The organism is Streptococcus sp. 210928-DFI.4.42 (assembly GCF_020554365.1).
Taxonomy (GTDB): domain Bacteria; phylum Bacillota; class Bacilli; order Lactobacillales; family Streptococcaceae; genus Streptococcus; species Streptococcus parasanguinis_S.
On record NZ_JAJCHF010000001.1, the window covers coordinates 160163 to 180647 of the forward strand.

A 20485-nucleotide genomic window follows, 5' to 3' on the forward strand; every position below is an offset into this window, starting at 1 on the left:
AACATTTTACATAAAATTACCTAATAGATTCATTGGTAAATAAAATGAATTCTAATTATTTAAGACATTCATCTACTGAAACTTTCCGCTGTGAGAAAAGTGCCTGAAACAATACAGTTTCAGGCACTCGGAATTATTGAGACCTTAGGCTCAATAATTAGTCATGGAACTTCTACGAAGTTCGCTGACGTCCGTCCTCACCTAAGGAAAGTTTCTAAGAAGTATGTAACGTCAATCTAAAAAGAGAACCGCATGGTTCTCTTTTTGTGTTTACGTTAATTCATTAAAGTCCCAGATTTGGTCCATCCAGCCTTCATAGAAGTCTGGCTCGTGGCAAACCATGAGGATCGATCCCTTGTATTCTTTCAGGGCCCGTTTCAATTCTTCTTTGGCATCTACATCCAAGTGGTTGGTTGGTTCGTCTAGTACCAAGACATTGTTTTCACGGTTCATCAAGAGACAGAAGCGTACCTTGGCTTGCTCTCCACCGGATAATACCTGAATTTGGCTCTCGATATGTTTAGTGGTCAACCCACAGCGGGCAAGAGCTGCACGGACCTCTGCTTGGTTGAGAGCTGGAAAGGCATTCCAAACTGCCTCTAGCGGTGTCTGACGATTGCCCCCTTCGACCTCTTGCTCGAAGTAGCCAAGTTCTAGGTAATCTCCACGCTCTACTTCTCCAGCGATAGGTGGGATGATTCCCAGCAAGCTCTTCAAGAGAGTGGTTTTCCCGATCCCGTTGGCACCGATGATGGCTACCTTTTGATTGCGCTCAAACGTTAGGTTCAAAGGCTTGGTCAAAGGACGGTCATACCCAATCTGGAGACCCTTGGCCTGGAAGATAAAGCGTCCCGGAGTACGGGCATTTTTAAAGTCAAAGGATGGCTTTGGTTTCTCACTTTGCAACTCAATGAGTTCCATCTTGTCCAGCTTCTTCTGACGAGACATAGCCATATTCCGTGTAGCCACACGCGCCTTATTACGGGCTACGAAATCTTTCAAATCAGCAATTTCTTTTTGCTGACGCTCATAAGCCGCTTCCAATTGCGATTTCTTCATTTCATAGACTTCAAGGAATTGGTAGTAATCTCCTGAATAGCGGGTTAACTGCTGATTTTCCACATGGTAGACGATGTTGATCACATCGTTCAAGAAAGGAATATCGTGGGAAATAAGGACAAAGGCATTTTCATAGTTCTGCAAGTAACGTTTGAGCCAATCGATGTGCTCCGCATCCAAGTAGTTGGTTGGCTCGTCCAAGAGAAGGATATCTGGTTTTTCAAGGAGCAATTTAGCCAAAAGGACCTTGGTCCGCTGCCCACCTGAAAGGGTCGTCACATCGGTCTCCATGCCAAAGTCCATGACCCCAAGAGCACGCGCCACTTCATCAATCTTGGCATCCAAGGTATAGAAATCCCGACTCTCTAACCGATCCTGGAGCTCTCCGACTTCTTCCATGAGAGCATCCATATCCGCTCCATCCTCAGCCATTTCCATATAGAGGTCATTGATGCGAGCCTCTGCTTTAAAGAGTTCATCAAAGGCTGTCCGCAAGACATCGCGCACCGTTTGCCCTTCTTTTAGGACAGCATGCTGGTCCAGATAGCCCGCGGTCACATACTTAGACCACTCAACCTTCCCTTCGTCGGGTTGCATTTTGCCGGTCACGATGCTCATGAAGGTGGATTTCCCTTCACCATTGGCTCCAACCAAACCGATATGCTCTCCCTTTAACAAGCGGAAGGACACATCCTCAAAAATAGCCCGGTCTCCAAAGCCATGGCTTAAATTTTTCACCTCTAAAATACTCATGATTGACTCTCTTTCATTGATTTCACTCGTATGATTATATCATCTTCAATACAAAATTAAAAGGGAGTCCAACTCCCTTTAGAATATATAAAAATAAATTATAAGTAAGATAGGTTACGCGATTTTGTCAAGAAATCAAAATAAGTTCTAACTTATGAATCTCATAAAGAATATACCGAAACTTTTCGCCGTGAGAAAAGTGCTAGAAACATTATTGTTTCTAGCACTCGGGAGTTTTGAGACCTCAGGCTCAAAACTAAGTCATGGAACTTCTTCGAAGTTCGCTGACGTCCGTACTCACCTAAGGAAAGTTTCTGGCATACTTTTATTATAGTTCTAAAGAAAATCCAACTCCCTTTTCTTTTACAAATCTAAGTCTGCGTATGGTTTCCGGTAACCTACTTGAACCACTTTTCCGTCTTTGACAAGTAGGGGGCGCTTGATCAGCATACCGTCGCTAGCCAAAAGATCCGCTGCTTCTTCTATTGTCAGTTGATCTACCTTATCTTTCAAGCCAAGTTCCCGGTATTTCATCCCGCTGGTATTAAAGAAAGATTTGATCGGTAGGCCAGACGCTGCCATCCAGTCTTGCAATTCTTGACTAGTCGGTGTTTCGGTTACAATATTTTGGCTCTGAAACTCACATTGGAGACCGTCCAATTCTGATTTAGCCTTTCGACAAGTCGAACATTTTGGGTATTCAATAAAGGTATACATCGATTTCATTTCTCCTTCCAGGTAATTCCTTCGTGTTGTAAGAGCCAGCGTTTACGATCGAGTCCAGACGCATAGCCTGTCAATTCTCCATTTTTTCCCATCACGCGGTGACAAGGGACTAGAATTGTCAAGGGATTGCGTCCAACAGCCTGTCCTACGGCCTGGGCTGAACCACAAGAAAGATCCTGGGCAAGCTGCCCATAGGTCTTAGTCTCACCATAGGGGATCTCTTGCAATAACTGCCACACCCGCTCTTGAAAAGCTGTCCCTTGCGGTGCTAGTGGAAAGCTGATAGCGATTGGATCTCCCACAAAATAGTGGTCCAACCACTCCTTCACCTTCTCATGGTAGGGATGGACCTGTTCCAGCGCCCCATAGGGATCAGGCGCCTCCTCTTTCGGATCATAAAAATCAAGCTCAACAAGGCCTTCTTCACTGACAACGATCGAAAGAAGCCCCATAGGGCTTTCATAAAATTGTTTAAGATAGAGAGTCATTGTAGGCTGCTTCCGCTCTTTGGTCCCAGCGGTCCTCTTCTGAGACCACTTGGAATAGACTAGTTTCTGCTTTTCGTTTGATCTTTTGATAAGCCAGACGGACTCCATCAATAGGGACCTTTCCACAATAATGGTAGCCCAATTTTTCAAGCAAATGTTGCATGACCAGATTATCCGGGTGCGTATCGCAACGGAAATCTGGGCCTTTTTCTCCTTCGATTAAACCTTGAAGGAAGGTCTGAGCCACCCCTTTGCCAGCAGCTTCTTTGGCTACAGCGACACGGTGAAAAGTGACATACATATAGTTGTCATGCTCCCACTTGCCATCATAAATCTCATTATAGGCCGCTTCATTTCCCTTGTGGACGGCTGCATAGGCGACGACTTCCTGATCTTCAACCGCCACATAGCCACGACTTTCTAGAATATCCTCAAAAATGATCTCTTCATCTGGATAGCCATCCTGCCACTGGTCGACCTGTCTTTGAGCCAGGCTTTCCTTGGCATCTTGGATGATTTCCATAATTCGCTTAATCTCATTGGGATAAGCCATTCTAATTTCCATCCTGCTTCCAACCTTTCCTAGTCTTGATGGTAACGAGCATAGAGCTCACTCTTTTGCAGGCCATATTGTTTGGCGACCTGTTTAATTGCTTGATTTTTCTTCATGCCCTCTTGGACCAAGGTGTCGATCTCTTGAATCAAGTCGACCTCTTCTAGGTCTAGCTCTTCTTCCTTGGCTCCTTCGACGATCAAGAGACACTCCCCTTTGAGGGGATTTTCTTCAAGAAATGCGACTAACTCAGAAATACTGCCACGAGTATATTCCTCGTAGATCTTGGTCAATTCACGAACCAGGACGACCGAACGATCCCCATAGACAGCCAACATATTCTCTAAGGTCGCCTTCACCCGATGGGGCGACTCATAAAAGATCTGAGTCTCAGGGTAGGCCACTTTTTCTTGGAAAAAGGCCTTTTGTTGCCCCTCTTTGCGAGGCAGAAATCCATAAAAAATATGAGGTTGAGGGGCTAGGCCACTGGCAATCAAACCCGTTATACCTGCACTAGGACCAGGCACAGCTACGACAGGAATCTCGCGTTCAATCGCTGCCTTGACCAAATCATGACCAGGGTCAGAAATACTAGGGAGTCCTGCATCTGAGACTTGCGCTAAGTCTTTTCCAGATTCTAAATGGGCGATCAGATCTGGAATTTTCTCCATGGCATTGTGCTCATGAAAGCTGGTCTGGGGTGTCGCAATCTCAAAATGCTTGAGCAAGAGGCCTGTATTTCTAGTATCCTCAGCTGCGATCAAGTCCACATCCTTTAGGGTCTGGACCATGCGGTAACTCATATCCTCCCGGTTACCGATCGGTGTTGGGACCAAGTAAAGCACCCCAGTTTTCTTTTCCCCTTTAAAACTTCGTTGGATCTGCATGCTTACTCCCTAAATAACAACTCGTCACAAAACATACACTCTTCATCGTTCTCACGGCGTTGACCATAGGAATAAGTGCAGATATGAAAACCATCGTTGTAAATACGTTGCAAATTTTCACGGCCGTGGTGTTGTGACTTTGCGGATGAAGTCTTCTCAACTTCCCCCAAACGTTCTCTCAATTTATCATTTTCTAAGCGAAGAGCTGTATTTTCTTCGATGACTTGTTTCAAATTTTTCTTGATGGCTTCAACTTCAGCCAAGGTGACCAACAAATTCTGAGAAAAGCCGTCTAAAGCATCAAATAATTCTTTTTTATTCATTCTGACTCCTTAACTTTCTAAGCTCAAAACCATATATTCTAGAGCATTTTGAAAAGAAACATTGGCCTTCCACATGGTGCGAGCAAGACTCAATTTTTCCAGCAGCTGCTGGGATCTGCTCAAACGTAACTGCTCTTCTAAAGACAACTCCATCAAACGAAAAGCCTGGCTTTGTTTTTCCTTATCATCTGCTAAGCTCACCAATCGGGTCACTTCCAAATAGGCGCGATTCAAATTGGAGTGACAACGTTCGATGAACTGATTACAAACTTTAGCCAACTCAAAAAAAGTAGCATTCTTTTTTTGCTGCTCTACCTCTTCAAGACTAAAACTAAATCGAGCTACTAGACTTGCCTGCGATTTAATCAAACCTTCTTTTTCTAGACGTTCGGTAAGGTAGGCTTGCTTTTTGGGAAAATGGACCTGCTGGGCCCGACTCTTGATGGTCGGTAAAATCAAGTTTTCATCGGATGCCAACAAGAAGAGATAGATCTCACTCTGGGGCTCTTCCATAACCTTTAAGAGAGAATTCGCTGCATTGGTGTGCATCTTGTCCGCATCTTGGACGATAAAGACCTGCCGACTTCCTTCAAACCCGGATTGAGAAAAGTCTTGAACGAGCGAGCGAATACGATCGGTCTTTATGATCTGGTTGACTGGACGCACGATCTTCACATCTGAGAATTCTTCTTCAGCAATCAAGCGACAGGATCGGCATTTGCCACAAGGCCAGACTCCTTGCAAATCTTCGCAAAACTGACTTTGAGCTAGCAAGAGGGCCATCTCAAAACTGGCAAAAGAACCTGTAAAGAGATAAGCATGACTAAGCTGTTTGTGTTCTAGGATCTGGGTGAAGCGCTCCACCAATTCTGGCTGGAGCTGTTGGATCTCTTCTAGATTCATTTCAATGTCCCCAAGCGATTTTCTAAAACAGCCAAGACATCCACAAAGACTGCTTCAAAGGATTGACTGGCATCGATTTTCACGATGCGCTCTGGTTCCTTTTCATACAAAGCTAAATAACCTTGTCTGACTTTTTGGTGAAGCTCCAATCCTTCCAAATCCAAACGATTGACTTCCCGCTCTTGGTTTTTCGCAATTCGTGCGAGCCCTTCTTCGACATCCAGATCAAAGTAAAGGGTTAGGTCTGGTTTAAGGCCATCTGTTGCGAATTGATTGAGCCACTCGATATCTTCCACACTCAGACCGCGACCATACCCTTGATAAGCCACCGAGCTGTCAATAAAGCGGTCCATCAAGACAACCTTCCCAGCTGCAAGAGCTGGCAAGACACGTTCCACCAAATGCTGCCGGCGACTAGCAATATAGAGCAACAACTCGGTCTTGGCATCCATACTAGTATGGTCTGGATCCAAAATGACTTGGCGGATCTTTTCGGCAATGTCGACACCACCTGGTTCACGGGTTGTAATAAAAGGAATTCCTTTTTCTTCAAGTAGAGGCAAAATGGCTTCTAGGACCGATGATTTTCCCGCTCCTTCTGGACCTTCAAATGAAATTAATGTACCGTTTACCATAGTATCCTCTTTCTGTTTTTCTTCTTTTTATTTTACCAAAAATAAGGGTAAAAATCTTGTATTTAAGGAGAGAAAATTTTTCAAAGTCATTTTCATTTTTTCACTTTTTTGTTACAATATTCTTATAAAGTTTTAGGAGACAACCTATCATGTTTAAATTTAAAGATATTCTGGCTATCATTTTTGGGGCCGGCATTTTTTCGTTTGGGATCTATTTTTTAGTCATTCCCTTTCACTTCTATGAAGGAGGAGCAACAGGGATTACCTTGATCACCTATTACCTTTTCAAAATCCCTGTATCCATCATGAACTTGCTGATCAATATCCCTCTCTTCGTTTTGGCTTGGAAGCTGCTGGGCAAGAAATCTCTTTATCTGAGCTTACTGGGGACTTTCTCAGTTTCGGCTTGGATGGCTATTTTTGAAGCCATGCCCCTCAGCCACCGCTACCATCACTTCATCTTTGACGCCTTTAAAGGAGATATTCTGCTTGCCTGTATCGCCTCAGGGGTTGTCCTTGGTTTAGGGCTAGGGATCATCTTCAATGCTGGAGGAACCACTGGAGGAACAGATATCCTCGCTCGCATCTTTAATAAATACACTTCCCTCAGTATGGGAAAACTCATGTTGATTGTCGATGCCATTGTTCTGATAACTGTTGTCGTAGTCTTCCAAGATGTCCGCACCGCTATGTATACCCTCTTCTTTATCCTGATTGACACCCTTGTCATCGACTTGATTGGGGAAGGTGGTTTTGCTGGAAAAGGCTTCCTTATCGTTACCTCTAAACCAGAAGAAATTGCCAAAAAGGTTTCTGACGATCTGGGTCGCGGGATTACCTTTATTCGCGGGATGGGCTATTACAGCCGTAAAGATCTGGATATTGTCTACTGTGTCGTTTCACGGAATGAGATGAAACAAATGAAAGACATCATCAATCAGATCGATCCATTCGCCTTTATCACCATTTCAGAAGCCCATGAAATTCTGGGCGAAGGCTTCACTTTAGATAAAGAAAAACAACCCATTAACCGTTAATAGAAAAATCAGACTGGATTGTCATCCAGCCTGATTTTTCTATTAAATAGCTTTTGCGGTTGTTCGAGTGATTTCATCGACTTTCAAACCGTTGGCTTCAAATTTACTACGGATTCCTTCTAGATCTGTCACCCCATCAATTTGAACTTCGATAACGACACGATCGTCTTTGGTTGGGATATTGACTGTATTTGCGATGTTATACCCTTCTTCTACAATCAAGTGAATGATTTGTTCTAGAACGCCAACCTTATCTTCTGTCACAAAGCGAACACGAACTCCTTCTTCTCCATAACCGGATACTTCAAGGAAGGCACGGAAAATATCACGATCTGTGATGACACCGGATACTTGGTCATTGTCCACGACTGGAAGAATTCCCACCTTGTTCTTATACATGAGGTAAGTAGCATCTTCTAAGCTTGCAAATTTAGAGACGGTAATGACATCGCGAAGCATGACATCTTTAACCTTAGTCTTGTTCAACAGATAGTTCATCTCGAAAATAGACAAGCTTGTTGCTTTAGATGGACTTGCTTCTGCAATCGTACCTTCTGTCACCAAACCAACCAATTTATCGTTTTCAATGACTGGCAAACGGTGCAAACCTTGTTCGCGCATCAAATCTGCCGCGTGGGCAATTGTAGTATCTGGACTAATGTAAACCACTTTACGTGTCATAAAATCTTTAACAGCCATAACAAGTTCTCCTATGCTTTTATTATTTTTATTATACTTGATTTTAAGAATGATTTCAAACGCTTTCAGCAGTTTTCTCTTGTTTTCAAAATTTAGAAAAATCAAACAAGAGAGGTGAAAAAAAGAAAGGCCATTCGACCTTTCCTTTCAAACAAACTTAAAAATCTTATCCACCAAGGTAGGCCTTGCGGACTTCTTCTGAGGCTAAGAGTTCTTTTCCTGTTCCGGTAAGAACGACTTTCCCTGTTTCCAAAACATAACCGCGGTCTGCGATGGCAAGGGCCTTGTTGGCATTTTGTTCAATCAAGAGAACAGTTGTTCCTTGTTTTTGGATATCTTGGATGATATCAAAGATTTCTTGGATAAAGATTGGGGCCAATCCCATAGAAGGTTCATCCAGGAGCAAAAGTTTTGGCGTCGACATGAGGGCACGACCCATTGCAAGCATTTGTTGCTCCCCACCAGATAGGGTGGCTGCATCTTGGTTCTTCCGTTCTTCCAAACGTGGGAAACGGGAGAAGACTTTCTTCAAGTTAGCTTGATTTTCTTCTCGATCTTTCTTCAAGAAAGCTCCCATTTCCAAGTTTTCCATAACGGTCAAGCCTGGAAAGACGTGACGGCCTTCTGGAACTTGGGAGAGTCCTGCTGCTACAATCTTTTGAGCTGGAACCTTTTGAATCTCCTGACCCAAAAACTCAATTTTCCCAGCACTTGGACGCACCAAACCTGAAATGGTACGAAGAATAGATGTTTTCCCAGCACCGTTAGCACCGATAAGAGAAACAACTTCTCCTTCATTTACCTCGAAACTGACATCACGGACAGCCTGGATCATGCCATAGTGTACAGAAAGATTTTCAACTTTTAACATAGACATTAGGCTTCACCTCCTAGATAGGCTTCGATTACACGTTTGTTGTTCTTGATTTCATCTGGCGTACCATGGGCAATCAAGCGGCCATATTCCAATACATAAATCCGTTCTGTTACTTCCATAACCAAACTCATATCATGCTCGATCAACATGATCGTAATATTAAATTCTTTTTGAATGCGACGGATCAGTTGGGTTAATTCTGATGTTTCTTGAGGGTTCATCCCTGCAGCAGGTTCATCCAAGAAGAGGATTTTTGGCTCTGTAGCAAGGGCACGAACGATCTCCAAGTGACGTTGTTGTCCGTAAGCTAAGTTTTTGGCCAAGGTATCTGCTTCTTTTTCCAAACCAAAAATCGCTAACAATTCAAGGGCTTTCGCTTTCAAAGCTTCTTCATTCTTGTAATAGCTTGGCAAGCGGAAAAGACTCGCAAAGACATGTGGTTTGTGGTGATTGGCAAAGGCAATCAAGACATTGTCCAAAACGCTTAAATCTTTAAAGAGACGAATATTTTGGAAAGTCCGTCCCAGACCACCTGCAGCGATTTTATAAGGTGCTTTACCATTTAGCAACTGACCATCTAAGGTAATGGTCCCTTCACTTGGTTCATATACCCCTGTTAGGAGGTTGAAGAGGGTTGTTTTACCGGCACCGTTGGGTCCGATCAAACCAACCAATTCCCCTTCATTAAGTTCCATGGTCACATCCCCAACGGCTGTCAAACCACCAAAGTTTTTTGTTAAATTTTTTACTTCAAGAAGTGCCATTAGTTAGCCTCCTTTTTTGAGAGTAGTTTTTTCAAGCTGAATTCCCATGTTCCAAGAAGACCACCTGGACGGAAGATCATTACGAGAATCAAAGCCAATGAGTAAATGATCATACGTACACTTGAGAAGTCTTGAAGCACCATGTTCAAGATACCCAAGACGATGGCTGCCACAACTGTTCCGGACATTGATCCCAAACCACCAAACACGACAATGATCAAGACATTAATGGTATTGGTGAAAGAGTAATCTTTAGGAACAACAGAGCCGATAAAGCCGGCTTGGAGAGATCCAGCAATCGCCGCTGTGATCGCACCAAATACAAAGGCGATGACTTTGACTTTGGTCGTATTGATCCCAACAGATTCTGCTGCGATTTCATCTTCACGAACAGAAAGGGTAGAGCGTCCAATTGGACTACGTAAGAAGTTAATCGTAAAGATCGTTGTAATGACAACAAAGAGGTAAACCAATTGCCAAGTTGTAAAGGCTGGCAAACCAAGGATCCCAGCAGCACCATTGGTGAGGGTACCCCCATTGACGATCAAGATCCGGATGATTTCAGAAACCCCAAGTGTCGCAATCGCGAGGTAGTCCCCTTTCAAACGAAGGGTTGGAACCCCAACGATCAAGGCAACGACACCAGCAATCAAAGCACCTAAAACCATCGCGCCAAAGAAAGCCCCATAGGTTGGTGATTTGGAACCGAGAATGGCTGCAGAATAGGCACCAATCGCCATAAATCCGGCATGCCCGAGTGAGAATTGACCTGAGAAACCAACAATGAGGTTCAAGCCAACTGCAAGGATAATATTAATTCCAATTTGTTCTAAAATTTGGATATAGAAGAGGTTGAGCACACCCGCTGCAACCAAGACTTGGATCAAGGCAAAACCTGCGACCAAAAGACCAAGCCAGACTAAATTCAGTTTTAAATTTTGTTTCATGGCTTACACCTTCTCTTTCACATTTTTACCGAGGATACCTGCTGGACGGATGAGCAAGATCACAATCAAGATGGCATACACAATGGCATCACGGAAGTCTGAAAGACCGATCGCTGTAGCGAAGGTTTCCAACAAACCGATAACAAATCCACCTAGGGCAGCACCTGGAATGATTCCGATTCCTCCAAGAACGGCTGCGACAAAGGCTTTGATCCCTGGTGTCATCCCCATCAAAGGCTCGATCGAGTTGTAATACAAACCAATCAAGACACCACCAGCACCTGCCAAGGCTGATCCCAAAGCAAAGGTAAAGCTGATCGTACGGTTTACGTTAATCCCCATCAATTGAGCGGCATCACTATCCACAGATACAGCCCGCATGGCTTTCCCCATCTTTGTTTTTTGAATAATAAATTGAAGAGCGACCATCAAGAAAACAGATACTCCCAAGATCATCAACTGAATATTGGAGATTGAAATAGGACCGAAGTTGTAACGAACCGTTTTAATCACTTGCGGGAAGGAACGGGTATTGGCACCGACGAAGAAGACCATCCCATATTCGAGCAAGAAGGAAACCCCGATGGCTGTGATCAAGGCTGCAATCCGAGTCGAATGACGAAGCGGACGATAAGCCAGGTATTCAATTACAACCCCTAAAATAGCTGTCCCAACCATGGCTAGGAGCAAGGCGACAAAGAAGTTCACTTTCCATGAGTTCAATAAGAAATATCCCATAAAGGCACCTACCATGTAGATATCCCCATGGGCAAAGTTGATCAATTTGATAATTCCATACACCATGGTATAACCAAGGGCCAAGAGTGCATAGACACTCCCCAAGATTAGACCGTTCACTAATTGCTGGAGCATTTGAACCATCCTTTCTAACAATAAAGAGCGAGGCCAGGAATTTTCATTCTCCCAGCCTCTTGTACAAACAACAAATGATAATTATGGTTTAACAGACTCAACTGATTTGACTTTACCATCTTTCAAGCCAATCATAAGAGCTGATTTAACCGGGTTGTGGTTCTTGTCAATTGACATTGTACCAGTCACACCTTCCAAGTCTTTCAACTTCGCAAGGTTATCTTTCAATTCGACAGAGTTCTTAGCACCTTTAGATGCTTCTGCAACCATGTAAACTGAATCATAAGCCAAAGCTGCGAACATTGAAGGTTCTTCATTGTATTTCGCTTTGTAGGCTTCTACGAATTTCTTGGCTTTATCAGTCATTTCACCTTCAGTAGAGAATCCAGCTACGTAGTAGATATCTGTAGCTGCGGCAGGTGTTGCTTGTTCAACGAACTTAGCATCGCTAAATCCATCCCCACCAATGATTGGTTGTTTGATTCCCATACCACGCGCTTGGTTTACGATCTTACCAGTTTCTGTGTAGTAACCTGGAAGAACAATCGCATCGAAATCTTTATCTTTGATTTTTGTAAGAGCAGCTTGGAAGTCTGTATCCTTAGATTGGAAGGTTTCTGTTGCTACGATTTCACCTTTGTAAGATTTCTTGAAGGCTTCAGCAATCCCTTTCGCATAGTCAGATGAGTTATCGTAGTAAAGAACGACTTTCTTCGCTTTCAAGTTATCAGTTGTGTATTTGGCAATGATTTTTCCTTGGAAGCTATCGATGAAGGTAGCACGGAAGAGGTAATCTTGACCTTTTGTCAAATCATCTTGAGTTGCAGATGGTGTTACCAATGGAACACCTGCTTTACCAGCGTTGGCAACCGCTGCTGCAGTAGCACCTGAAGTTGCAGGTCCAACAAGAGCGTTCACTTTTGATTGAGTGACAAGGTTTGTAGTGACTGTAGCTGCTTCAGCTGTTTCAGACTTGTTATCTTTATCTGTGACAACGATCTTTTTGCCATCAGCTCCACCCTTAGCGTTGATTTCATCAACGGCCAATTGAGCACCTTTTTGTTCAGCGCTACCGTAGGCTGCTACTTCACCAGTTTTTTCAAAGTTAAAACCGACTTTTAGTTCCTTGCCGATTTCGTTACCAGTTGTGTTTGAACCTGAAGTAGAAACTTCACCACAAGCAGCAAGAAGAGCGATGCTTGCAATGGTTAAAAATGAAAGAGCAAATTTTTTCTTCATTTGTAATGATCTCCTTAAATGAATCTTAAATTAAATACATTAAGAATATACCGAATTATCTGACAATTGTCAATAAAAAAAGCACAATCCATCAAATGATTGCGTTTTCTAAACTTCTATGACCACAGATGGGGTCTCCAATCGTTGCAAACTCCCCACAAAATCTGTATCTAAATCTTTGAGATGGCAAGGCAAGACCTTTTTGACATAACGTTCTTTTTTTAAGTCTTCCATGACTTGATCGGCCTTGTCACTGTCCACATACAATTGGACATAACGGCATTTCTTAGAATGGTACAAGACATCTCCGACAGATTGTAATTTTTTTCCGTCTCGATTGTAATACAATTTAACAATCAAGCCTGTTCTTTCTTGTTTCTCAAACATGGTCAATCCCTTTCTCGTTCTGTTACTAGTATATCAAATTTCAAGAAAAAGAACTACTCTTTTATGAGAGCAAAAAAGAGAGTGGGACAGAAAATGGTAATTCGTTAGAATTCGATTTCATCGTCCCACCTCCGCACAGTTGAGTAGGGCTGTAAAAGCTGATGAAATCAGCGTAGTAGAGCCCACTCAACCACTACGTTTTGCTCGACAATCCAAAAATAATTGAGAGGCTAGGACTTTTGTCCCAGCCTCTTGACGGACCTTCCCATAGGATGGTTTAGTCCAATTTATTATTGGCCATGATTTCATCAATAAAGCCATATTCAAGTGTTTCTTGCGCGCTCATCCAATTGTCACGTTCAGCATCAGCATGCACTTTTTCAATGGATTGACCTGAATTTTCCGCAAGGATTTTTTCCAAGTTATTCCGTGTTTTGAGCAAGTGTTCTGCTGCAATCGCCATATCGGTTTGTTGGGTACCACCACCAGTACCACCCATTGGTTGGTGAATCATATACTCGGCGTTTGGCAACATGAAGCGTTTGCCCTTCGCGCCGCTTGAAGCGATAATTGTTCCCATAGAAGCTGCCATCCCCATGACAATGGTTTGGACATCTGACTTGATAAAGTTCATGGTATCTACAATGGCTAGACCTGCCGAGACAGAGCCACCTGGTGTATTGATATACATATAGATATCTTTTGTATTATCTTGGGCATCCAAGAAGAGCAATTGAGCGATAATGGAGTTAGCCATTTGGTCCTCAACTGGTCCTGTTACCATGATAATTCGATCTTTCAACAGACGGGAATAAATATCGTAAGAACGTTCTCCACGACTGGTTTGTTCAATAACTACTGGAATCATCTATTCTTCTCCTTTAGTATCCATTCATTCTCACAATTCGTGAGGTTCAAAGTATATGTGCTATTATAAACCAATGGTCAAAAAAGGTCAAATCTTAAGCACCTTTCGGACGAATCATGAATGGTTTCTTATTTGGTACCGAATAAACGGTCACCCGCATCTCCAAGACCAGGAACAATGTAGCCATGTTCATTCAAATGATCATCGAGGGCTGCTGTAAAGATATCAACATCTGGGTGAGCTTCTTGAAGAGCTTTCACCCCTTCTGGCGCTGATACTAGGCAGACAAATTTGATATGGCTAGCGCCACGTTTTTTCAAGGAATCAATCGCTAGAATAGCGGATCCACCCGTAGCAAGCATCGGGTCTACTACAAAGATACGACGTTGATCAATATCTTCTGGCAATTTCACCAAGTATTCAACTGGTTTCAAGGTTTCTTCATCACGGTACATCCCGATATGGCCAACCTTAGCAGCTGGTACCAAACTCAAGAGACCATCGACCATCCCAATCCCTGCACGAAGAATTGGGACAATAGCCAACTTCTTCCCTGCGATTTGCTTTTGAACGGTTTTAGTAATAGGAGTTTCAATTTCAACATCTTCAAGAGGCAATTCACGCAACACTTCGTAGCCCATCAACATAGCAATTTCATCTACCAATTCACGAAAGGCCTTCGTAGAGGTATCCGTGCGGCGGAGAATAGACAATTTGTGTTGAATCAGTGGATGTGTAATAACTTCTAATTTTCCCATTTTGAGATCCTTCTTTCTAAGCTGTTATTTTTCAAAAAAGAACTATGATAAAAGTGGAGTCAAGCTCTACTCTTTCTTTCAGTCCCTCTTTGATACTCACAGCACATGGAAATCTTCATTTCCAACTTTACATTCCTCTTATTATACCAAATTTTACAAAAAAAAGAGAGCCCTTACACTTAATTTTTTAAGTTCGGACTCACTCTTTCTATCAATCAATTACAACCATTCTTTGTATTTCTTAATATAGATACGTTTGACAACCGTCACACTCAGCATATAAAGGACGATAATAGCAAACAATAGAACAAAGTACAATCCATTTAGTTGGCTCAACTTCAAGATAGAAGCCAAAGGACTATATGGAAGGGAGGTTACAAAGAAGGCTGCTGCTAGGGTCGTCACCACGACTGAGAAGGCTGGACGACTTTGGATAAATGGCAGTTTTGGTGAACGCAACATATGGATAACCATGGTTTGAGACCACATGGATTCGATAAACCATCCAGTTTGGAACACCATGATAAAGGCTGCTGCATCTGCTGCTCCATGGTTGTAGCCATGACCTAAAATCATAGGAACAACAAGGAAGTAAAGAAGCATGTAGGTAATAATATCAAATACAGATGAAATGGGACCAATCCAGGCCATAAAACGCATGATAGAGTTTGCTTCCCAGATACGAGGTTTCTTGAGGAATTCCTTGTCGACATTGTCAAAAGGAAGGGCGATACAAGAAAGATCATAGATAAGATTGAGCACAATCAAATGAACGGGAGCCATTGGAAGGAAAGGCAAAAAGATGCTGGCAAAGAGCAGAGAAAAGATGTTCCCGAAGTTAGAAGAGACCGTCATCTTGATGTACTTGGTCATATTGGCATAGACCTTGCGGCCTTCGACCAAGCCTTTTTCAAGAACCATCAAGTCCTTATCTAGAAGGATGACATCTGCTGTTTCCTTGGCAATATCCACAGCGGTATCCACGGAGATCCCAACGTCTGAGACCTTCATGGATGGAGCATCGTTAATCCCATCTCCCATGTAACCCACCTTGTGGCCATTGTTCTTGAGACAGAGGATGATCCGCGCTTTTTGATCTGGTGATAATTTGGCAAAGACCGTTGTTGTTTCCACAACTTGTGCTAACTCTTGGTCTGTCATCGTATCGATTTCGCTTCCCAAAAGTATCCGCTCGACATCTAGTCCTACTTTTTCACAGACAGCTTGGGTGACCTTATCATTGTCGCCAGTTAAGATCTTAGTGGTAACCCCATATTCTGCAAGAGCTTTGATCGCTGGAGCTGCAGAAGGTTTTGGTGGATCAAGAAAGGCCAGGTAACCGGTTAGGATCATGTCTCCTTCATCTTCAACACTAAAGATGTCATTTTCGTCCAAGTCGGTTTTGTAGCTGACGCCCAAAACACGAAGACCTTGTTCATTTAATTGAGCGACCTCAGCGAGGACCTCTTGACGGACCTCGTCTGTTAATCGTTTGATATCACCCTTGTACTCAACATAAGTCGATACAGAAAGCATTTCTTCCAAGGCACCCTTGGTCACCATGCTGACCACACCGTCTTCGTCTTTAACAATGACACTCATGCGACGACGTTCAAAATCAAAGGGCAATTCATCTATCTTATGGAAGGTTTGATCTAGATCTCGGACGATCTCATGTTTCTTGGCTTCTTTATGGGTTCGATTGATAATCGCCCGGTCCATCAAATTTTTTAGCCCAGTTTGGAAATAGGAATTCAAATAAGCCCGGCGAAGGACTGATAGATCCAAATCGCCATGGATATCAAGCGGATACTCCAAAACGATTTCATCTTGGGTCAAGGTTCCTGTCTTATCTGTACACAAAATATCGATAGCCCCAAGGTCTTGGATCGCATTGAGTTTTTTGATGACGACTTTTTCCTTGGCCATGATGATGGAGCCTTTGGCAAGACTCGCCGTAATAATCATCGGCAACATTTCAGGAGTCAAACCAACCCCAACGCTGAGGGCAAAGACGCCTGCTTCTAACCAGTCACCGTCTGTGAGGCCATTGATCACAAAGACAACGGGCACCATGACTAACATGAGCCGAATCAAGAGCCAAGAGATGGTATTCATTTCTCTCTCAAATGAAGTTGGTTCGTCATAGGTGTTGATGGTTTGCTCAATGGCGCCCATCATGGTTTCATCTCCCACGACCAAGACCAAGGCTGTCGCCCGGCCGGAGATGACATTGGTCCCCATGAAGGCCAAGCTTTCACTCTCCAAGAGACTATCTAAATTTTGACTGTCGGCTTTTCTGAGACAAACCTTTTCAACAGCATCACTTTCCCCTGTGAGGCCAGATTGTTGGACAAAAAAGTCACGAGAATCAATCAAGACCACATCTGCTGGGATCATATCGCCGGCACTCAGTTTGATCACATCTCCGACAACGATTTCATCGATCGGAATTTCTTGTTCGGATCCATCACGCAGAACGGTCGCTGTATTGACAATCATACGTGATAAGTTGCTGGCAGCTTTGTCGCTTCGCAATTCTTGAATGAAGCGGATCCCACCAGAAATCAAGACCAAGGTCACAATGATGATGGAGGTCGTTGGGTCCTGCTCACCTGGCTTCGCTAGCCAGACATTGGTGATGAAGGAAACCAGCGCAATGACCAACAAAATCACCGTAAAAGGATTGATGATCGATTCGTAGATCTTTTTGATCATAGAATCTTCTTGACCTTTTGTGATGACATTTTCGCCATAGGTATCGCGGTTTTCTTCTACTTGATCGTCAACTAGACCAAGGGCACTGGTTTTGTAGGTGGCAAAGGTGGTTTCAAGTGGTTCTTGAAGAGCAGTAATGAATCTTTCTTTATTTGTTTGCATTGGTATCTCCTTTTTCAATCAGGAGCCAATCACTTTTGGAGTCCCTACGACACAAATCAGCGATTGGCTGGCTCGGTGCGGCTCGGGATGATCGTCGATTTGTATCATAGCTCTCTCCTTTCACTTTTCTTGGTAAGGCATAAAAAAGAGTCCTACCCTCGATCGGTAGGACTCATGAAACTCATCATTTATTTTTTAATCAAAACTCTTAAAAAATTGACCGTTCAAGCTTTAGCTCCGCAAGGCAATGAAATGAGCTTAGTCTTGACCTTTGCGATCAGGACTGTTGACCAACGAGTAGTGTCTCCACTGCTTTGCGGTAGTCATCCGTATCCTTGTGGTAGCCTCACCTACCGTATTTCGAGTATATTTTACTCCTTCACTTACAGAAAGTCAACACTTATTTGTGAAAAGTATCAACTAAACGTTTGGTAATTTCTTCAATAAGAGAGAAAGGAGCCGCTACATTAAGGCGGGCGTGCAAGGTTCCTTCTTTTCCGAAATCTGTTCCACGGTTCAAAATCAATTTGGCTTGGTCATGGATTCTAGCATGTAGCTCATCATCGGTATAAGGATAGGCTGAAAAGTCCAACCAAAGAAGATAGGTTCCTTGGGGCTTCATGACTCGGATATTGGTCTTTTCCTGCAATTCATCTACAACATAGTCAATGTGTTTTTCAAAGACTTGCTTGAGCTCTGTCAACCAAGGTTTGCCATGGCGATAAGCTGCTTCTGTAGCAATATAGCCCAAGCCTGAGATTTCATGTTGGTTATTGGCCAATTGCCGTTGTTTAAAAGCCGTACGAAGCTTTGGATTTTCAATGACCACATAGGAATTTTTTGTTCCTGCAATATTGAAAGTCTTAGTTGCACTGGTTAAGATCAAGCTGAAATCTTTAAAGCTTGGATCAACCGTGTTAAAGCTGGTATGACGGTGGCCAAACAAGGCCAAATCTTGGTGGATCTCATCTGAAACGAGAAGGACACCATGTTTTTGACAGAGGTGGCCGATTTTTTCCAAGACTTCACGATCCCATACACGGCCTCCAGGGTTGTGCGGATTACACAAAACATAGAGTTTCACCTCTTGCTCCACAATGTCTTTTTCCAGCTGATCAAAATCAATTTGGAAAAGACCATCCTTTTCAACCAATGAATTTTCGATCAATTTTCGACGATTGAGTTTGACACTTCTGGCAAATGGAGGATAGACCGGCGTATTGATTAAGACAGCATCCTCTTCCTTAGTAAAGGCTTGAATAGCTGTTGAAATAGCCGGAACAACACCTTCGATAAAGACGACAGCTTCCTTGTCAAAGGAATAGCCATGCTCTTCTTTTTCCCAATCAAGGATAGACTGGTAGAGGCTATCCGATGCATAGGTGTAGCCATAGACCATTTGGTCTGCATAGCCGATAACAGCTTCTCGTACTTCTGGAATGACATTAAAATCCATGTCCGCGATCCAAGCCGGAATGATTTCTGGATCTGTCTCTGTTTCTTTCCACTTGTAAGTATGGTGGGTCAAGCGATTCGGTAAAGTCGTGAAATCATATTTGGTCATCTTAAGCCTCCAATGCTTGTTTCAAATCTTCAATCAAATCATCCGCTTCTTCGATTCCGATGGACAAACGAAGAAGATCATCTGTCAAACCATATGAATGACGAACTTCTGCAGGAATGTCCGCATGAGTTTGAGTGGTAGGATAAGTGATCAAACTTTCAACTCCGCCCAGGCTTTCTGCAAAGGTAAAGACTTGAAGGGAATTCAACAAGTTAGGAATTTTTTTCTCATCTTGAATTTTAAAGGAGACCATTCCACCTTTTCCAGTGTAGAGGACTTCTTTGACCTGAGGGGAGGTTTTCAAAAACTCGACCACCTTGCGAGCATTCTCTGTAGAGCGCTCCATCCGGATAGAGAGCGTCTTGAGACCACGGATCAGCAGATAGCTGTCAAATGGGGAAAGAACAGCACCTGTCGTGTTCAAGTTGTAAAAGAGTTTGTCATACAAGTCTGCCTCATTTGTCACGACAACACCAGCCAAGACATCGTTGTGACCAGCTAGGTACTTGGTTGCTGAATGAAGAACAATATCCGCTCCCTCTTCAATTGGGCGTTGATAGATAGGGCTATAGAAAGTATTGTCCACCACGACTTTGGCACCTTTTGCATGGGCCAATTTGGCTAAATGAGCAATATCAAATTCCAACATCAATGGATTTGTTGGTGTTTCAATATAGAGGACATCCACCGGATCATTATCTAGATGGTGGATCAGTTCTTCTTCTGTATTGGCATAGGTGAAAGAGAAACGACCTTCTTGCTCTTGTTGGTTAAACCAACGGAAAGAACCTCCATAAAGGTCACGAACGGCTAAGACTTTTGAACCAACTGGGAAAATGCTAAAAGCAAGCACGATGGCTGACATTCCAGAGCTTGTCGCCAAAGCATAGTCTGCACTTTCGATAGCTGCCAAAGTCTTCTCAGCTGTTGCGCGTGTTGGATTTTTCGTACGGGTATAGTCAAAACCTGTAGACTGACCAAATTCTGGGTGTTGGTAAGTCGTAGAGAAATGCAAAGGAGTTGTCAAAGCTCCCGTTGCTTTATCCGACTTGATTCCTGCCTGTGCCAAAATCGTATTGATATTGCGTTTTTTACTCATATCGCCCTCCGATAAACATTCAATCTAACTGATTACTATTTTATCACTATTATGAGGAGAGCGGTTTTCCCATTTTCAAGACCTAGCTATAGTTTCAAACTATAAGAAAATAGAGTGGGACAGAAATCGGTAATTCGTTAGAATTCGATTTCGTCGTCCCACCTCC

Annotated in this window: 21 protein-coding genes and 1 riboswitch; of the genes, 1 reads left to right on the forward strand and 20 read right to left on the reverse strand. The window is 43.1% G+C overall.

The window, feature by feature from the left end; genetic code table 11:
- Window positions 1-270: 270 nt before the first annotated feature.
- The 8 genes from LIZ08_RS00740 to tmk form a co-directional block, all read right to left on the reverse strand.
- Window positions 271-1812 (reverse strand): ABC-F family ATP-binding cassette domain-containing protein, encoded by a 1542-nt coding sequence (locus LIZ08_RS00740; RefSeq protein ID WP_227038056.1) that lies wholly within the window; start codon window positions 1810-1812, stop codon window positions 271-273.
- 363 nt (window positions 1813-2175) lie between these two features.
- On the reverse strand, window positions 2176-2529 hold the full coding sequence (locus LIZ08_RS00745) for an arsenate reductase family protein (protein ID WP_070595289.1): 354 nt from the start codon (window positions 2527-2529) through the stop codon (window positions 2176-2178).
- A 5-nt stretch (window positions 2530-2534) separates the two neighbouring features.
- Window positions 2535-3026, reverse strand: coding sequence for a methylated-DNA--[protein]-cysteine S-methyltransferase (locus tag LIZ08_RS00750; protein ID WP_227038058.1), 492 nt, complete (start codon window positions 3024-3026; stop codon window positions 2535-2537).
- Window positions 3010-3591: a GNAT family N-acetyltransferase gene (locus LIZ08_RS00755; RefSeq protein WP_031576369.1), complete on the reverse strand. Its 582-nt coding sequence runs from the start codon at window positions 3589-3591 to the stop codon at window positions 3010-3012. The genes LIZ08_RS00750 and LIZ08_RS00755 overlap by 17 nt, the downstream gene beginning before the upstream one ends.
- Before the next feature lie 17 nt (window positions 3592-3608).
- Window positions 3609-4466 (reverse strand): 16S rRNA (cytidine(1402)-2'-O)-methyltransferase, encoded by an 858-nt coding sequence (gene rsmI, locus LIZ08_RS00760; RefSeq protein ID WP_227038060.1) that lies wholly within the window; start codon window positions 4464-4466, stop codon window positions 3609-3611.
- A 2-nt stretch (window positions 4467-4468) separates the two neighbouring features.
- Window positions 4469-4789, reverse strand: coding sequence for a DNA replication initiation control protein YabA (gene yabA, locus LIZ08_RS00765; protein WP_003005416.1), 321 nt, complete (start codon window positions 4787-4789; stop codon window positions 4469-4471).
- Window positions 4790-4798: 9 nt separating this feature from the next.
- Window positions 4799-5692, reverse strand: a complete 894-nt coding sequence (locus LIZ08_RS00770) for a DNA polymerase III subunit delta' (RefSeq protein ID WP_227038062.1) — start codon at window positions 5690-5692, stop codon at window positions 4799-4801.
- Entirely contained in the window at window positions 5689-6327 is a 639-nt protein-coding gene (tmk, locus tag LIZ08_RS00775) for a dTMP kinase (RefSeq protein WP_227038063.1), read from the reverse strand. The genes LIZ08_RS00770 and tmk overlap by 4 nt, the downstream gene beginning before the upstream one ends.
- 149 nt (window positions 6328-6476) lie before the next feature.
- Between tmk and LIZ08_RS00780 the strand changes: the two genes are divergently transcribed.
- Window positions 6477-7364 (forward strand): YitT family protein, encoded by an 888-nt coding sequence (locus LIZ08_RS00780; protein WP_227038065.1) that lies wholly within the window; start codon window positions 6477-6479, stop codon window positions 7362-7364.
- A gap of 42 nt (window positions 7365-7406) precedes the next feature.
- On the opposite strand, the gene LIZ08_RS00785 is transcribed toward LIZ08_RS00780, so the two are convergent.
- The 12 genes from LIZ08_RS00785 to LIZ08_RS00840 form a co-directional block, all read right to left on the reverse strand.
- Window positions 7407-8063: a CBS domain-containing protein gene (locus tag LIZ08_RS00785; RefSeq protein ID WP_003005183.1), complete on the reverse strand. Its 657-nt coding sequence runs from the start codon at window positions 8061-8063 to the stop codon at window positions 7407-7409.
- Window positions 8064-8229: 166 nt separating this feature from the next.
- Entirely contained in the window at window positions 8230-8940 is a 711-nt protein-coding gene (locus LIZ08_RS00790; protein ID WP_003005434.1) for an ABC transporter ATP-binding protein, read from the reverse strand.
- Window positions 8940-9704 (reverse strand): ABC transporter ATP-binding protein, encoded by a 765-nt coding sequence (locus LIZ08_RS00795; RefSeq protein ID WP_195487790.1) that lies wholly within the window; start codon window positions 9702-9704, stop codon window positions 8940-8942. The genes LIZ08_RS00790 and LIZ08_RS00795 overlap by 1 nt, the downstream gene beginning before the upstream one ends.
- On the reverse strand, window positions 9704-10651 hold the full coding sequence (locus LIZ08_RS00800) for a branched-chain amino acid ABC transporter permease (protein ID WP_031576352.1): 948 nt from the start codon (window positions 10649-10651) through the stop codon (window positions 9704-9706). The genes LIZ08_RS00795 and LIZ08_RS00800 overlap by 1 nt, the downstream gene beginning before the upstream one ends.
- 3 nt (window positions 10652-10654) lie before the next feature.
- A complete protein-coding gene (locus tag LIZ08_RS00805; RefSeq protein ID WP_021153669.1) occupies window positions 10655-11524 on the reverse strand; it encodes a branched-chain amino acid ABC transporter permease in 870 nt (289 codons plus the stop codon).
- Between the two features lie 81 nt (window positions 11525-11605).
- Complete coding sequence (locus tag LIZ08_RS00810; protein WP_223345219.1) at window positions 11606-12763, reverse strand: ABC transporter substrate-binding protein; 1158 nt, start codon at window positions 12761-12763, stop codon at window positions 11606-11608.
- A gap of 108 nt (window positions 12764-12871) precedes the next feature.
- Complete coding sequence (locus tag LIZ08_RS00815; RefSeq protein WP_223345218.1) at window positions 12872-13150, reverse strand: DUF2129 domain-containing protein; 279 nt, start codon at window positions 13148-13150, stop codon at window positions 12872-12874.
- Between the two features lie 277 nt (window positions 13151-13427).
- Window positions 13428-14018, reverse strand: a complete 591-nt coding sequence (locus LIZ08_RS00820) for an ATP-dependent Clp protease proteolytic subunit (protein WP_003008286.1) — start codon at window positions 14016-14018, stop codon at window positions 13428-13430.
- A gap of 128 nt (window positions 14019-14146) precedes the next feature.
- Window positions 14147-14776 carry a uracil phosphoribosyltransferase gene (gene upp / locus LIZ08_RS00825; protein ID WP_003005574.1) on the reverse strand — a complete coding sequence of 210 codons (630 nt, stop codon included), beginning with the start codon at window positions 14774-14776 and terminating at the stop codon, window positions 14147-14149.
- Between the two features lie 219 nt (window positions 14777-14995).
- Window positions 14996-17656: a magnesium-translocating P-type ATPase gene (gene mgtA / locus LIZ08_RS00830; protein WP_227038067.1), complete on the reverse strand. Its 2661-nt coding sequence runs from the start codon at window positions 17654-17656 to the stop codon at window positions 14996-14998.
- Between the two features lie 208 nt (window positions 17657-17864).
- Window positions 17865-18021, reverse strand: a riboswitch (M-box (ykoK) riboswitch).
- A gap of 35 nt (window positions 18022-18056) precedes the next feature.
- Entirely contained in the window at window positions 18057-19220 is a 1164-nt protein-coding gene (locus LIZ08_RS00835; protein WP_227038070.1) for a MalY/PatB family protein, read from the reverse strand.
- Between the two features lies 1 nt (window position 19221).
- The gene (locus LIZ08_RS00840; protein WP_227038072.1) at window positions 19222-20319 is read right to left on the reverse strand and encodes a cystathionine gamma-synthase; all 1098 of its coding nucleotides are present in this window, start codon (window positions 20317-20319) and stop codon (window positions 19222-19224) included.
- Window positions 20320-20485 lie beyond the last annotated feature (166 nt).

Bases quoted from the DNA above. Each gene is read 5' to 3' on its own strand.
- LIZ08_RS00770 (WP_227038062.1), bottom strand. From the start codon at position 5,692: ATGAATCTAGAAGAGATCCAACAGCTCCAGCCAGAATTGGTGGAGCGC.
- LIZ08_RS00755 (WP_031576369.1), bottom strand. From the start codon at position 3,591: ATGGAAATTAGAATGGCTTATCCCAATGAGATTAAGCGAATTATGGAA.
- LIZ08_RS00745 (WP_070595289.1), bottom strand. From the start codon at position 2,529: ATGTATACCTTTATTGAATACCCAAAATGTTCGACTTGTCGAAAGGCT.
- LIZ08_RS00815 (WP_223345218.1), bottom strand. From the start codon at position 13,150: ATGTTTGAGAAACAAGAAAGAACAGGCTTGATTGTTAAATTGTATTAC.
- mgtA (WP_227038067.1), bottom strand. From the start codon at position 17,656: ATGCAAACAAATAAAGAAAGATTCATTACTGCTCTTCAAGAACCACTT.
- LIZ08_RS00840 (WP_227038072.1), bottom strand. From the start codon at position 20,319: ATGAGTAAAAAACGCAATATCAATACGATTTTGGCACAGGCAGGAATC.
- rsmI (WP_227038060.1), bottom strand. From the start codon at position 4,466: ATGCAGATCCAACGAAGTTTTAAAGGGGAAAAGAAAACTGGGGTGCTT.
- LIZ08_RS00820 (WP_003008286.1), bottom strand. From the start codon at position 14,018: ATGATTCCAGTAGTTATTGAACAAACCAGTCGTGGAGAACGTTCTTAC.
- LIZ08_RS00785 (WP_003005183.1), bottom strand. From the start codon at position 8,063: ATGGCTGTTAAAGATTTTATGACACGTAAAGTGGTTTACATTAGTCCA.
- LIZ08_RS00805 (WP_021153669.1), bottom strand. From the start codon at position 11,524: ATGCTCCAGCAATTAGTGAACGGTCTAATCTTGGGGAGTGTCTATGCA.
- upp (WP_003005574.1), bottom strand. From the start codon at position 14,776: ATGGGAAAATTAGAAGTTATTACACATCCACTGATTCAACACAAATTG.
- LIZ08_RS00790 (WP_003005434.1), bottom strand. From the start codon at position 8,940: ATGTCTATGTTAAAAGTTGAAAATCTTTCTGTACACTATGGCATGATC.
- LIZ08_RS00740 (WP_227038056.1), bottom strand. From the start codon at position 1,812: ATGAGTATTTTAGAGGTGAAAAATTTAAGCCATGGCTTTGGAGACCGG.
- LIZ08_RS00795 (WP_195487790.1), bottom strand. From the start codon at position 9,704: ATGGCACTTCTTGAAGTAAAAAATTTAACAAAAAACTTTGGTGGTTTG.
- LIZ08_RS00780 (WP_227038065.1), top strand. From the start codon at position 6,477: ATGTTTAAATTTAAAGATATTCTGGCTATCATTTTTGGGGCCGGCATT.
- yabA (WP_003005416.1), bottom strand. From the start codon at position 4,789: ATGAATAAAAAAGAATTATTTGATGCTTTAGACGGCTTTTCTCAGAAT.
- LIZ08_RS00810 (WP_223345219.1), bottom strand. From the start codon at position 12,763: ATGAAGAAAAAATTTGCTCTTTCATTTTTAACCATTGCAAGCATCGCT.
- LIZ08_RS00835 (WP_227038070.1), bottom strand. From the start codon at position 19,220: ATGACCAAATATGATTTCACGACTTTACCGAATCGCTTGACCCACCAT.
- LIZ08_RS00800 (WP_031576352.1), bottom strand. From the start codon at position 10,651: ATGAAACAAAATTTAAAACTGAATTTAGTCTGGCTTGGTCTTTTGGTC.
- tmk (WP_227038063.1), bottom strand. From the start codon at position 6,327: ATGGTAAACGGTACATTAATTTCATTTGAAGGTCCAGAAGGAGCGGGA.
- LIZ08_RS00750 (WP_227038058.1), bottom strand. From the start codon at position 3,026: ATGACTCTCTATCTTAAACAATTTTATGAAAGCCCTATGGGGCTTCTT.